Below are 14,074 nucleotides of genomic sequence, written 5' to 3'. Positions count from 1 at the left end.
TTATTCCCCTTTGCTTTTATTAAGTTCTATTCTGAAGTTATCCAAAACAGCATAAGTTATACCTAATATTAACGGGCCTAAAATAAATCCAACAATTCCGTAAACTAATGGACCTGCTAAAAACCCTATAAGTAAAATTAAAGGATGAATATCTGCATAATGGCTGGACAAAGCCGGTCGAATATACATATCACTTAAACTAAGGAAAAATCCAAATAAAAGTACTATTACAACCCTTACATAATTTCCAGAAAGTAAATCTACAATAGCTAATGTCCAATAAATCGGCCAAGGCCCGAATACTGGAATTAACTGGAAAATACCTGTAATCACACCTAAAAATACACCCTGAGAATATCCAAGCAATGAATACCCTATAGCTGCAATAATACCAATAATTAAAGAAGTTAAAAAATGTCCATAAAATATACTTTTTAAAACATCTTTAACAGAATTTACGGTTCTTGTAAAGAAATCCTTACTTTCCCGAGGTATAAATGATTCAACAAAATTATAACATTTGTCCCCATCTCGAATAAAGTAATATATTGATGCAAATAATATAAATAGATCTACAGAAATTGAAAGAAGTTTACTAGCTAAACTTACAATATAATCCAATATAACATTTCCTATATCAGTTATGAAAGTAGATAAAGATGATTTAATTGTTGCAGCATCAATACTTGAACTTACATCAGCAGGTAAGTTATTAATCATCTGATTAATTATAGTATCCAAATTTAAGTTAAATCCAGTTGGATTAACTATCAATACCTCAGATAAAACACCAGATATTACTGAAATGACATATGCAATTAAAATAACCAATGGAATCATAACTAAAATTACAGCCAGAAAAATAGAAATTGATTTGATTTTTATTTTAGAAGTTATTTTTCTAGCTAATGGGCGAATAGCATAAGCTAATATAGCCCCCAGTATAACCATATTCAAAACTGGAGATACAATCATTACTGATATTCCAAGCAGGAACAATACTAACAGTACTGGAGGAGTTATATATTCTTTTAAGTCTTTTTCCATTAGAATCACATTTAATTACTGTTTTATTCCTGCAGCATTTCTTCTGTATTTTCCAAACTCTGAAATTTCTTCTATTTTCTCATTTTTAAAAACCGGACCCTCTACACAAATTCTCCACCCAGTATTATCAACACAACACTGACCACATATACCTAAGGCACATTTCATGTATCTCTCTAGAGAATATTCTGCAGTTATTTCAGCATCTTCAAGTATTTCATAGATCCCTTTCATCATTATCTCAGGACCGCAAACAAATGCAAAATCATAAGACTTATCTTCAAGTAAACTTACAGTACAATCTGTTGCAAATCCTTCAAAGCCAAAACTTCCATCATCAGTACATGGATAAATATCAGCACCGGATTTTTCTAATGAATCCATAAACAATAATTCATCTTTTGTAACAGCTGCCGGAACGACATCGACAGAATTGCCTTTCTTAAGTAAATCACTAGCTATTGCATTAATCGGAGCCATTCCAACCCCACCACCAATAGCTAAAATTTTTTTATTAGTTAAACCATTTGAAAATCCGTTTCCATAGCTGCCTCGAATACCTATTTTATCTCCAACTTTCAAATCATGAAGCTGTGATGAAAATTCACCAACATTTTTAACACTGATAGCTAATCTTGAATTTTCTTTGTCAATTAAAGAAATAGACATTGGTTTTTCATTATGGAAGTTCCAAACCATTACAAATTCCCCCGGAGAAGGAACACCAAACTTATCCATATCCCAATCAAAGATAAAAGTTTTAATAGTCGGAGTCTCTTCAATTATTTCATTAATTTCAACAATTTGTGGAACATCATTCATAAATTACAACTCCTCATGTGCAAGGCCAATCATTTCATCAATAGATCCGTAACCTTTTTTATTCATAAATTCTTCTAAACCTTTGTTAATTTTGCTAAATACTTCTACACCTTCAACCATAATAACAGTACCAATCTGAACTGCCCTGGCTCCAGCAAATAAAAATTCAACAACATCTTCAAAGTTTGAAATTCCTCCAACACCAATAATTGGAATGTCCACATTATCATAAACTGTATAGACATTACGAAGAGCTATTGGTTTTATAGCCTTACCACTCATTCCACCGAACTTATTTGACAAAACAGGTTTTGCAACATCAATATTGATTTTCATTCCAGGACCTAATGAATTGATTAAAGTCAAGGCGTCTGCACCTGCATCCTGAGCCGCCATAGCTATTTCAACAATGTCAGTAACATTCGGAGTTAATTTAGCTATTATTGGTTTATTTGCACTATCCTTAGCAGCACTAACAATTTTATGAGTTAAATTAGCATCCTGACCAATAGATGCACCATAACCTTCCATAGCATGAGGACATGAAATATTTAATTCAATCATATCAACATAATCTCCAATTTCCAAAACTAACTTACTAAATTCCTCAGGAGTTGCTCCATAAATTGAAGCTATTGAAACATTTCCTTTTCTATCAATTCTTTTAAGTTCTTCCTTAAAGTTTTCTACACCAGGATTTGAAAGGCCAATAGCATTAATAATACCACATTCAACACCTACAGTTGTAGGATTTACATAACCTGGATTAGGTTCTAAAGAAAAAGATTTAGAAACAACACCTGCTGCACCAGATTTTAAAATCCAATTCATAGAAGAAGCATTACTCCCCATAACTCCTGCAGCTAACATTAAAGGATTTCTAAATTCAACTCCGCAAACGTTTGTCCTCAACATGATTACACCAAAATTTTTTATATAAAATTAATTATGTATTATAAAACATTTATACATTCTTAATCAAGTTTTTCTTCATATTTCTTAATTAATTCACGATATTTGTCATTTTGTAATTTTAAACTTATTACATTGGTTTTATTAGATTTAATAATTTCTTCTTTATCTTTTAATAAAGATTTGATGTTTTCATCCTGTTTTTCAATTATTAAATCTTTTTGTGCTAAAAGTCCATCATAAGTTTTTGAAATTTTTCTTAACTGAATTTCAAGATTTTCAGTATTATTATGCATCTGCAATTTATAGTCATCAATTAAAGTTCTTAAATATTTTATCTGATCCTGTTTATCATCAATTATATCTTGTTTTTCTTTAAGTTTCTGTTGAAGATTATCCAACTCTTTAATTTTAGCTTTTTCATTGTTAATCTCACTATCCACTTTAAGTTCCAGTGTTTTAAGTTCATATTTTTGTTTAGTGATGTAATTTTTAAACTTGTTAATTTCCTTATCCTTAGTAGCTAACTGCATATTAAGCTCATCAATTTCTGCATTTCTTAGCTCAATTGTTTCTTTAAGGTCCTGAAATTTCTTTTTATTATAATTCGCTTTAGTCATGATTTCCAATTCCACAAAATATTCAATTAAACTATATCTTTTAAATCAATTAAATATTTGCAATTCTCTATATTAATATATCAGTTACAATAAATTTAGTATTAAATTAACAAAGTCATTTTGAGTGGAAAAATATGGAATGTTATATAACCTATTGCATTAAGGGATTTTTAGCTTTTAATGAGGATTTTGAATTAATAGCAAAAAAATTATTTCCAAAAGAAAGTATTGTAACTGCACTGATGGAAATTGAAAATAAAAAAATAGATTCACAGGAAAAAGAGATTATTGAAGAAGTTTCAAAAGACTATGATAAAATCATTATTGAATCAAATAAAAGAATCTCTGATTATTCCAGCTTAAATTCATTTGATAAATTAGAAATTAAAACACCTAATGCAGGTGGAGATTATTTAAGAAGCAATTTAGAAAAATTTGTTGATGAAAACTGCCTGGAAGTTTATCAGCAGTTAGCTATTGCTAAAATGAAAGAAGCATCAAAATCAGAAGATAAACATCTTATTCAAGCTATAAACTCCATTGACGAAATTGATGAATCTATCAGCAAATTAATTGAACGCATTAGAGAATGGTATGCTTTGTATTTCCCTGAAATGGATGTAATTAAAAATAATGAAACATATGTCCGTTTAATAGCTGAAAACAAAACTAAAGAAAAAATCATCCAAGCCAAACCCGATGTATTTTTAATAGACCCTGATTATGATGAGGAAATTAATCAGAAGGATTTAGACATAATGAATAATTATGCAAATTCCATTTATGAATTGCAAAAAAGCAGGAAAGCTATTGAAAATTACATTGAAGATAAAATGGAATCCTTAGCACCGAATTTGAAACTGTTAGTTGGAGCTTCACTTGGTGCTAAATTAATATCCCATGCAGGAGGACTTAAAAGATTAGCTACTTATCCTTCAAGTACTGTTCAGATAATGGGTGCTGAAAAAGCATTGTTCAGACATTTGAAAAGTGGTGACAGACCTCCAAAATACGGTTTAATTTACCAGCATCCACAAATTAGAGGAGCTAACTGGTGGAATCGTGGAAAAATAGCTAGAATGCTTGCATCTAAAATATCACTGGCATGCAGAAAAGATATTTTCACTAAAGATTTTGATCCGAATATTTACGAAGAATTTATCAGAAAAGCAGAACAGATAGAAAAAGAAAATCCATTTCCAACAAAGACTACTAAAAAACGAAAAGAAGAGCGCTCAAAATCTAAAAATAAACACCAGAAATCTAAAAAAAGAAGAAAAAATAAAAGGAGGAAATAAGCTATGAAAGTTTATTTAAAGGACGGACAAATAGCTACCAAAAATTTAACACCTGGAATTTCAGTTTATGGGGAAGAATTAATTCAGGAAAATGAAGAATACAGAATATGGAATCCCAGAAGGTCAAAATTAGCTGCAGCTCTATTAAATGGATTAGAAAAACTAGAGATTCCTGAAAATGCAAAAGTCCTATACTTAGGTGCATCAACTGGAACAACAGTTTCACACATTTCAGACATAGTAACTGACGGAAAAATATATGCAGTTGAATTTTCACCAACAACAGCTAAAAAATTAGTCAGACTAGCCAGACAAAGGACTAATATTGCTCCGATTTTAGGAGATGCTACCAAACCTAAAAATTATTTGAATATAACTGAAAAAGCAGACATTGTATACTGCGATGTAGCTCAACCAACACAAAGTCAATTGTTTATGAAAAATATGAACTTAATAGGGAAAGATAATGCCATAGGAATATTAATGATTAAAGCTAGAAGTATTGATGTTGTACAAAAGCCTAAAAAGATTTTTAAAGAAGAAGAGAAGAAATTAAGAGAAAATGGTTTTAAAATTATTGAAAAAGTAAAACTGGAACCCTACGAAAAAGACCATATTGCATTTGTAGTAGAGAAAAATTTTTAATAAAAAATATCCCGACTACACTTGTAAAAGCTTAAAAAAAGGACAAAGAGAAAATTAAAAAAATAAGTCAAAATACTGAAAAAAGTATTACTTCGATAGCTATTTATAACATAAAATGAAATATACAATATGCTAATGCAAATAAAAAAAAGTTCATTTTAAATGCCTTTAGGGAAAAAATCACTCTATTAATCACTCAAATTGGTAATTCCTAAAGGAATGAACTTATTTTTAAAAAATACTTATTTTTATCAAAATTTTAATAAATATTTAAAAAAAGCTATTTTAACTAAAAAAGTATTACTTTTTAAGGTTCAAACAGTGAAAACATCACTAAAATTTTTCCAAAATAACATCAAAGATTATATTGGCTACTTCTTTTTTTGAAGATAGCGGAACACTTACAATATCATCATCTACAATCCACACCTTATTATTGTCTGAACCGAAATGACAGTTCTCGTCACTAACATCATTGGCTATTACCAAATCAGTTCCGGCATCTTTAATTTGCTGCTTTGCACTGGCTATTATATCTTTCTTAGAAATATTAACTTCGGCCTTAAATCCAACTAAAAAGATATTGGGATTCAGTTCTTTAATTTGGCGAATGATTTTAATAGTTGGCTTTAAATTTATAGACAATGCTTTTGAAGAATCTATTTTATGAATTTCCTTATCTTCAAATTTAAAATCAGAAACAGCAGCTGTTGAAATAAAAATATCCTGTGTAGGAATTAATTCTTTAATCACATCATTCATTTCTCCAGCTGTTTCAACTTTAATAACATCAAATACAGAAGGAATTTTTACACTAACATTAGCTACAATTAATGTAACATCAAATCCACGAATATAAGCCTGTTTAGCTAATTCCAAACCCATTTTTCCAGAGGACTTGTTAGTTATTCCTCTTATTGGATCAATCGGTTCATAAGTTCCACCCATACTTATTAAAACTTTTTCGTGGATAAAACCACCTCATTTATTTAAATTAATTGTTCTTAATGCTTCTAAAACTATATCTTCTTTATCTGGGAATTTTGCTTTACCTTCATCCATTTTAGGTTTGATAAATGAAGCAGAGCCCTCTTTTTTAATTTTATCAATGCTGCCTTTAATAGCCTTAAACATTGAATCATGCATTGACGGAACAAACAAAATTGGAGTGTCATGCCCATATGCAGTAATCAAAAGTGTAGAAATTGGATTATCAGCTATCTTATATGCAAATTTGCTTATAGTATTTGCAGTAGCTGGAGCAACTAATATCAAATCCTCTTGAGAATATTTAACATGCTCAATCTTACCAGTCAACTCAGTCACTACTTCATTACCCGTTGCAAATTCCATAGCATTTGGAGTTATAATGTCACAAGCAGCTTCGCTCATAAAACATTTAACTTCCACATCATTTCTTTTAAGTTCTCTAGCTAATTTAATAGATTCAGTAGCTGCAATACTACCCGTAACACATAATATAATCATAAAAAATACCTCTAAAAAAATAAAAAGAATTATGCACCAATTTGCATATTTTCTAAAATATAATTAAATGAATTTAGATTTTCATCAAATTTATCAATTGGTGCACTATACAATACAACATAAGCTTGGTCGCCCTTATCAAACCATAGAGCTTTGTGTTCTTTAACTACTCCATTAATATTAGATGTATAAACATATTCAGTAGCATTCTTATCTCCAATTAAAACCTGACCAGAAGATGTCAAATTAAAAGAGGAATCATGCTGCATTGCAGTGTAAGTTTGATTTATAAATGAATCAAAACTTCCCTCAATAGGCTGTTTTTCAACATTGATGGTAACTTGCCCTACTTTAGATGAATCTATAGAGTCGGATTTTGCAAGAGCAATTACAGAATCATTTGAAGTCGATTCAGAAAGTACCCAGTCAGAAGGATATTGAACCATAACCCCTCCTTTGGAAGAACTTAACATTTTGGTAGTGTTATCACCACTACCTCCAGTAATGTCAGAAGTAGATACATTATTCATAATCAAGTATCCAAACACACAAATAATTGCTACAATTATTATAACTCCACATATAATATTTTTCTTCATAAATTCACCATAATTAACTTCTATCCACCTTCAGATCCAGCACCTGAAGATTCATAACTTCCTGTGTCAGAACCACTTCCTGACCCAGAATCCTCACTCCACCCAGAATCATAATTTTCAGAACCTTGACTAGAGTATGTATCTCCACTATCATATGAATTATCTGAAGTGTAAGTATCTCCAACTTGAACAGAATCATTACTCGTATCATTTACTTTAACTTCCTCAACTTCAGGAAATGCTGTATCCTCAACAATAGCTTGTGCATCAGTTACTGAAATATTTCCAAAGTCAAAAGTTAAAACTCCGTAACCGATGCCTGCAGTAAATCCAATTACTAAAACTAAAACTGCAACTAATCTAAAAGTACTATTATCCATAGGTTGTTTTTTCTCTTTATTTAAAGATTTATCACCTTTTTTTGGATTAATAATATATTTTTGAACCAAATCTTGCTCCTCTTTTTTCTTTCTATTAAGCTTAGGAGGTTTAGGGTTAGTTTTTCTTTTACCAGATGGTTTACCCTGCATAGACCTAATTCTATTAGTAGCATCACGAGCATCTAATGTATTGAGTTTATCTTCATATTTAGAGCGAAAATATCTGTATTTTTCTTCAGAAATCTTACCATGAGCATAGTCTGCATCCAAACTACGCATAACTCTTAGAAGTTTCTCTTTATCATTTGGCATGTATACCATCCATGAATTTTATCATAATACTATTTTATTAAATCACTAATTTAAAGTTTTTTCTAAAACTCCGGATAAGAACCTAAAACTTTTAAAAAGTAAGTAAGCCCACCCAGTTCATTTAAAATATTCTGAACTGTTTTATCAGTTCTATGACCATAAAAATCAACAAAGAATAAATATTTGCCTAAACCTTTTTTAGAGGGTCTTGATTCAATTTTTGTTAAGTTAACATGTTCTTTTTCAAAAACTCCCAATATCTTATAAAGCATTCCTGGTTTATCTTCATAAATAGAAAATATTATTGAAGTTTTATCTCTATCAGTAGGTTCATGATCATTTTTCGATAAAACAACAAAACGTGTTTCATTATTATCAATATCCTGAATATTTGGTTTAAGGATTACCAAATCATAAATCTCAGCAGCTTTAGAATTTCCAATAGCTGCTTTTGTTTTATCTCCCAAAATACTTTTAGCTGCACTTGCCGTACTTACAGCATAATGAGGACTTATTTTATTACTCTGAATAAACTCCTGACATTGAGCTATTGCTTGAGAATGAGAGTATACATCAGTTATATCATCCATAGTCGTTTCAGGATTAACAATTAAATTTTGATTAATTGGAATTACTATTTCTTTAAATATTTTTAAATCAAATTTATGAGCTAGAGAATCTAAAGTAAGTCCCACAGGACCTTCAATAGAGTTTTCAATTGGTACCACTCCAAACTGACACTCCCCCCCTGAAACACTTTCCATCACTGCAGGAATAGTGCAGTACGGAACTAAATTTTTCCCAAGCATGTGGGCCGCTTCATGAGTAAAAGTTCCTTTTGGACCTAAAAATGAAATATTAATACACATAATACTTTGTGTTATATTATTTAACAGTTAAAAAGTTTATTGTGAAAAATAAAAAAAGAAAAAATAGCTAAAATATTAGCTATTAAATTTTGAATTAAGACTCCAATTTAGCTATAAGTCTTAAAATATCTGTTTGGGTTATAATACCAATTACATTATCGTCTTCAACAACAGGTAATCCATTATAACCAGTATCCATCATTGTGTTAGCCACTTCGGAAATAGATGCATCTTTTGAAATAGACAACGGATTATCAGACATGACTTCTTCAACTAAAATTTCTTTAATTTGAGTTTTCTGATATTTTTCAGGAACATTTTTTCTGAAATTGATAAATGCTTTCATAACATCTTTTGAAGTCATCATACCAACAAGCTCATCTCCATCAATAACAGGCAATCTGCCTACACGGGAATCAATCATGATTCTTCTTGCATGAACTAACCTTTCCTGTGAAGATACTGCTTTAATACTATCAGACATAACTTCCTTAACAGTTATTTTATCAAATGCCCTGCCAACTGCAAGAGTTACAAAATCAGCTTTTGAAACTATTCCAACCATCATATCATCATCAGATACTATAGGTACAGAACCAATACCATTTTCCAGCATTAAATTTGCAACATCTGCCAAATCCATTGTTTCAACAACAGAGATTACATCTTTAACCATAACAGATGAAATATGAAGTCTTGATGCAGGCATATTTTCATATCTTGAAGAACCTAATTTATCAGCTACATCTCTTTCTGAAATAATTCCCACCAATTCTCTTTGATGGTCTTTATTGGTATTAATTACCGGCAAACGTGAAATATCATTTTTAGCCAATAATTTTAAACCATCAGAAAGTTTTTGATCCTTATCAACAGTGATTAAATCTTCAGACATCAAGTTTTTTATTTGCATATTATCATCTCCTTTTCAGTTACGAATAAATTACATCATCGAAAAATAGGAATAAAAGGAAAATACTCCTATTTTTTAAAGTTTATAATGTTTTAATTGCATTTAATATATCTTTTTCAGTAATGATACCTATAATTTCATCATCTTTAGTTACAGGTACACCACCAATATTTTTCTCAGCAAATAATGCACAAATATCTCCAATTCTTTCTGTTTGAGATACAGTAATTGGATCTTCTGCCATAATATTAGAAACTATGTTTTTCAATACTTCTGAAGCAGCATTAGAATTTAAGTTATCAAATAATTCTTTTGCATTGAGATACCTAATAATATCAGTAGAAGTTACTATACCTAATAATTTTTTACTTGCATTAGATATGTCAGCTTCACCTCCAACAATAGGTATTCTTCTTAATCCGTTTCTAACCATTATCTTACAAGCACTTTCAATTGGAGTTCCAGGAGTGGTTGTAAATACTTTAGTAGACATGTAATCTTGTGCAACATCTTCAGTTAATACACCAGCTAATGATAATGCAATATCCCTTTCAGTTACAATACCTGCAAGTTTATCATCAGCATCTACAAGAGGAATAGCACCAATTTGATTAGATAACATTGTTTCAATAGTATCCTTAATAGAAGATTTATTAGAAAGGCAAATTACATCACGAGTCATAATTTCTCTAATAGGTTCATTAATAGCTGCTAAAAAGTTGTCTTCGTATTTTTTCTCAATAATGTTAAATTTCTTTCCTCCACCAAAGAAATCCAAAATATCCATTACTGTAACAATACCTAAAACCTTACCAGAACCCGGATCAGCTATTGGTAACCTCCTAAACTCATGTTCCATCATTACTTTAGCAGTATCTTTGATACTTTTAGTTGGAGGTATAGAAATCACGTCTTTGGTTGCAATAGCCATGATTTCTCCTTCTTTATTAGAAACTTTTGTTTCATGCTCGACTGAGCCCATCTTTATAGATTTTCTTAAAATGGATGATTTATCTTTCATTTTATCACACCTCTAGTAGTTCTAAGTGTACGCCTAACAAAAAACAATTCAATAAAAATTCAAAACAAAAAATATTTCCACATTCACTCAATATTCAATATCTTGTGTACTTGTGGAATGGTGGATACTTCAAAATATTGCCCAACAATTTCTGAAAATTCAAATAATTTAGAATTAGAATTAGAATTACCCCAATCATCTAAAGGACTGGATGGCTGGATAATTATTTGAAGATTGTTTTTGCTTGAAATATTATTAGATAATTTTTCCATTACCTCTTGAATTAATTTTGTTTTTGTTGAAGGCAATACAACTACTTTACAATATAACATTATAGACTTTGCCATTAATAAATTTACTGATTTGATTTCGTTGATAAAAATATCTTTATCAAAATCATTGTTAAAATGTTCAGGTAATTTAATATCTAATGATACAATGTCTAATTTTTCAATAGAATTAATTTTTTCAGGTAAAGTACCGTTTGTTTCCAGAAGAATTTTCAAATCAGTCCTGCTAGCAATTTCATTAATAAATTCAGGATATAAACTAGGTTCACCACCAGTAAAAGAAATTACATGGCAGTCAGGAGTTCTGATATTTTCAATAGCTGCTAAAACTTCTTCAACTGTCATTAATTTTCCTGATTTTTCAGATTTACTGTCATTAGTATCACAATAGTTGCAATTTAAGTTACAACCTGCAAATCTAACAAAAATCTGTCTTTGACCTATGAAAAGGCCTTCCCCTTGAAAACTTGAAAAAATTTCAATTATTGGAGCTTTCATAATTAATCATCAAGCACTTTTTTATAAACTGCACCCTGTCCGATTCCCTCATTAACTCCAACTGCAACATATTCCAGATTATCATATTTTTCAGCTAATTTTTTAGCTAATGTTTCAGCAAAGAATTTAGATAACTCTTCAGCAGAAGAATAAGGAAGAGGTAAGAAAACACAATCTTCACTAGGAATTGAATATCCTTTTCCAGCTATTTTGAAATAAACTGTTTTTTCTTCTTTTAAATCAAAAATGGAATCTGTTTTTTTATCAAAATCTTTAATATCTATTAAATTATTGTAAACAGGAATTAATAATCTGTGATCCAATTCATTACAGATTGCTTTAGTATATGATTTAACATCTTTAAAATCCACTACAAATTCAAATTCTCCTGCACGTTCCCCTTCAATTTCCACATCGACAAAATAAGAATGTCCATGGATATAACCGCAAGATTCATGACCTGGAATAACATGAGCTGAAGAGAACCTTAAATTAGATTGTATACCATTAATCATAATTTTCATAAAATCACCATCTTATAATAAGTTAGTTTTACTAATATCTTTTTCAATTGTTTCTAATTCATCAATATATCTGCCGGCAACATCATTAACTAAGTCAGTTAAGTTATCTTTGTTAAATATCTGATTACCTGCTTCATCTTTAATATCGAAAAGACCAATAGTTTCAACATCATCTGGAGTTCCCTTATCCTCTAAATTTAGAGCAAAATGTATTTTCATGGAACTTAAAGATGCACTAGCTATCGAAATACTTAATTTTCTATTTTCCACAAAGATATCATCACCTTCCCTTTTAGAAACAATTCCTTTTTCAAATAGAACTTCTCTAAAAATCATAACAAGCAGTCTTTGGCGAAGGTAAGCTATTCTCATGTTTGCAGGTTGGCAGTCAAAAAATTCACAAATAAAATTAATCATATAATTAGATTTAATTTCAAGTCCAACATCTGCAAAATCCTTTAAATTATCAGGAGTGATATTTACAGGACCTACCCAAGTAATAACAGATGATCCGTAAATTCCAAATTCATTAAAAGCCCAGGAAGGATTAATCTGACTTCCATCATACTCGAAAATATCATCAATATGTCTGTGAATAATAGTCATGATTTAATGTTAGATACTATTTTTATATAAAAATATTGTGAAGTGCTGAAAAATAAGAAGTGAAAATTAAATAGAAAATTAAGTTTAACATTAATTTCATAATAATAAAACAAGGAAGTTATTTTTATGAAACAAGTTAGAACAAGAGATTTTATTTATTCAACTGATGGACTGTTTTTTGCTTCTACAAACTATGTCCATCCTGACGATAGATTTATCTCATTTTTAAGATATATACCTGACCCAAATGGAGACAGGGAAAAAGAAGGTAAAAGATACAGAAAAGTTACATCTGATGAAGCTTACAGTTACTTAAGAGAAAATCATCCAGACTATTTATACTTCTGTGATGTGACAAATGTTGAAATGATGGGTGTTCCTAAAGACAAAGTAGCTAAAATTATTAAACCTGAAGAAAGACTAGCTGAACTTAGAGATGCTTTCAATAAAGGAGAAGAGTTAAAAAATCCTGAAATAATGGCTAAATTAATGGATGTAAGTGACTTTTTCCATTATGTTGCAGACATACCTTATGAAAACTTAGGAATTTCCGGATCCATCCTTCCAGGACTTCACAAGGAAGATGTTTCTGATATTGACTTTGTAATCTTCGGACTGGAAAATCATAGAAAAGCTATGAAAGCATTTAGAGAAAATAAAGGTAAAAATGTCCATATTGATGAAATTGACAAAGATATCACTGTAAAAGGAATTGTAGATGAATTCTGGGAAAAAGTCTACAACAAACGTATGAAAGATTCCAGTTTGACTATGGACGAATTCAAATGGTATGAAAACAGAAAAGGAAACAGAGGAACTATAGACGGAACCCTATTTGATATTTTATGCACTAAAAATTATGATGAAATCAGCGGCAAATGGGGAGATACTGTTTATGAACCATTAGGAATAGCTCAAATCGAATGTGATATTGCAAGTGCACTTGGTGCATTTGATAATCCTTCATTATACACTATTGAAAACTTAAAAATACTTGATGGAGTTGAAGCGCCAATATCTGAAGTTGTTTCATTTACCCATACATATGCCGGCGAAGTTATTGACAAAGAACATGTCATAGCTAAAGGAAAAGTCGAAAAAGTCATTAGTGAAGGTAAAAACGATTCCTACAGACTTGTTGTTGGAACCACCAGAGAATCCATGGACGAATATGTCAAACTCAAAGAAAGTCCGGCATGATAAAATTGTTTTAATAGCTAAATATTATTA

General features: G+C 30.1%; 17 protein-coding genes. 3 read left to right on the top strand and 14 right to left on the bottom strand.

Translation table 11 applies throughout. From position 1 onward, the window contains the following. Genes K4897_RS06255 through K4897_RS06240 form a run of 4 tightly spaced genes read right to left on the bottom strand, consistent with a single transcriptional unit; the run spans window position 1 to window position 3,401 of the window. Window positions 1–1,047, bottom strand: a complete 1,047-nt coding sequence (locus K4897_RS06255) for an AI-2E family transporter (protein WP_094516356.1) — start codon at window positions 1,045–1,047, stop codon at window positions 1–3. A gap of 15 nt (window positions 1,048–1,062) precedes the next feature. Continuing rightward, window positions 1,063–1,869: a dihydroorotate dehydrogenase electron transfer subunit gene (locus tag K4897_RS06250; RefSeq protein ID WP_019264930.1), complete on the bottom strand. Its 807-nt coding sequence runs from the start codon at window positions 1,867–1,869 to the stop codon at window positions 1,063–1,065. 3 nt (window positions 1,870–1,872) lie between these two features. After that, window positions 1,873–2,784, bottom strand: coding sequence for a dihydroorotate dehydrogenase (locus tag K4897_RS06245; protein WP_250415739.1), 912 nt, complete (start codon window positions 2,782–2,784; stop codon window positions 1,873–1,875). Window positions 2,785–2,843: 59 nt separating this feature from the next. After that, window positions 2,844–3,401: a hypothetical protein gene (locus tag K4897_RS06240; protein WP_019265714.1), complete on the bottom strand. Its 558-nt coding sequence runs from the start codon at window positions 3,399–3,401 to the stop codon at window positions 2,844–2,846. A gap of 134 nt (window positions 3,402–3,535) precedes the next feature. Between K4897_RS06240 and K4897_RS06235 the strand changes: the two genes are divergently transcribed. Both K4897_RS06235 and K4897_RS06230 read left to right on the top strand, forming a co-directional pair. Beyond that, a complete protein-coding gene (locus K4897_RS06235; protein ID WP_019267921.1) occupies window positions 3,536–4,699 on the top strand; it encodes an NOP5/NOP56 family protein in 1,164 nt (387 codons plus the stop codon). Window positions 4,700–4,702: 3 nt separating this feature from the next. Next, complete coding sequence (locus K4897_RS06230) at window positions 4,703–5,344, top strand: fibrillarin-like rRNA/tRNA 2'-O-methyltransferase (RefSeq protein WP_019264935.1); 642 nt, start codon at window positions 4,703–4,705, stop codon at window positions 5,342–5,344. 333 nt (window positions 5,345–5,677) lie between these two features. On the opposite strand, the gene K4897_RS06225 is transcribed toward K4897_RS06230, so the two are convergent. From K4897_RS06225 to K4897_RS06180, 10 genes are all read right to left on the bottom strand, one after another. Then, complete coding sequence (locus tag K4897_RS06225) at window positions 5,678–6,298, bottom strand: phosphopantothenoylcysteine decarboxylase (protein WP_256468730.1); 621 nt, start codon at window positions 6,296–6,298, stop codon at window positions 5,678–5,680. Between the two features lie 27 nt (window positions 6,299–6,325). Further along, window positions 6,326–6,832 (bottom strand): flavoprotein, encoded by a 507-nt coding sequence (locus tag K4897_RS06220; RefSeq protein ID WP_019267922.1) that lies wholly within the window; start codon window positions 6,830–6,832, stop codon window positions 6,326–6,328. A gap of 29 nt (window positions 6,833–6,861) precedes the next feature. Then, window positions 6,862–7,431, bottom strand: coding sequence for a PsbP-related protein (locus K4897_RS06215; protein ID WP_019264938.1), 570 nt, complete (start codon window positions 7,429–7,431; stop codon window positions 6,862–6,864). A 20-nt stretch (window positions 7,432–7,451) separates the two neighbouring features. Next, window positions 7,452–8,123 (bottom strand): endoglucanase, encoded by a 672-nt coding sequence (locus K4897_RS06210; RefSeq protein ID WP_094516361.1) that lies wholly within the window; start codon window positions 8,121–8,123, stop codon window positions 7,452–7,454. A gap of 62 nt (window positions 8,124–8,185) precedes the next feature. Beyond that, window positions 8,186–8,992 carry a prephenate dehydratase gene (gene pheA, locus K4897_RS06205; RefSeq protein WP_250415738.1) on the bottom strand — a complete coding sequence of 269 codons (807 nt, stop codon included), beginning with the start codon at window positions 8,990–8,992 and terminating at the stop codon, window positions 8,186–8,188. 94 nt (window positions 8,993–9,086) lie between these two features. Then, window positions 9,087–9,905 carry an HPP family protein gene (locus K4897_RS06200; protein ID WP_019264941.1) on the bottom strand — a complete coding sequence of 273 codons (819 nt, stop codon included), beginning with the start codon at window positions 9,903–9,905 and terminating at the stop codon, window positions 9,087–9,089. 82 nt (window positions 9,906–9,987) lie between these two features. After that, window positions 9,988–10,926 carry a CBS domain-containing protein gene (locus tag K4897_RS06195; protein WP_250415737.1) on the bottom strand — a complete coding sequence of 313 codons (939 nt, stop codon included), beginning with the start codon at window positions 10,924–10,926 and terminating at the stop codon, window positions 9,988–9,990. Between the two features lie 83 nt (window positions 10,927–11,009). Further along, window positions 11,010–11,714 carry a 7-carboxy-7-deazaguanine synthase QueE gene (locus K4897_RS06190; RefSeq protein WP_250415736.1) on the bottom strand — a complete coding sequence of 235 codons (705 nt, stop codon included), beginning with the start codon at window positions 11,712–11,714 and terminating at the stop codon, window positions 11,010–11,012. Window positions 11,715–11,716: 2 nt separating this feature from the next. Continuing rightward, a complete protein-coding gene (locus K4897_RS06185; protein ID WP_250415735.1) occupies window positions 11,717–12,238 on the bottom strand; it encodes a 6-carboxytetrahydropterin synthase in 522 nt (173 codons plus the stop codon). 12 nt (window positions 12,239–12,250) lie between these two features. Continuing rightward, window positions 12,251–12,844 carry a DUF366 family protein gene (locus K4897_RS06180; protein WP_019267926.1) on the bottom strand — a complete coding sequence of 198 codons (594 nt, stop codon included), beginning with the start codon at window positions 12,842–12,844 and terminating at the stop codon, window positions 12,251–12,253. Window positions 12,845–12,970: 126 nt separating this feature from the next. Here K4897_RS06180 and K4897_RS06175 point away from each other — a divergent pair, with 126 nt between their 5' ends. Then, window positions 12,971–14,044, top strand: coding sequence for a DNA polymerase subunit beta (locus K4897_RS06175; RefSeq protein ID WP_019264946.1), 1,074 nt, complete (start codon window positions 12,971–12,973; stop codon window positions 14,042–14,044). Window positions 14,045–14,074 lie beyond the last annotated feature (30 nt).

Origin of the sequence: Methanobrevibacter sp. TLL-48-HuF1 (assembly GCF_023617305.1) — an archaeon.
GTDB lineage: Archaea > Methanobacteriota > Methanobacteria > Methanobacteriales > Methanobacteriaceae > Methanocatella > Methanocatella intestini.
The sequence above is the reverse complement of the archived record's forward strand: the minus strand, read 5'-3'. Positions and strand labels throughout refer to the sequence as shown.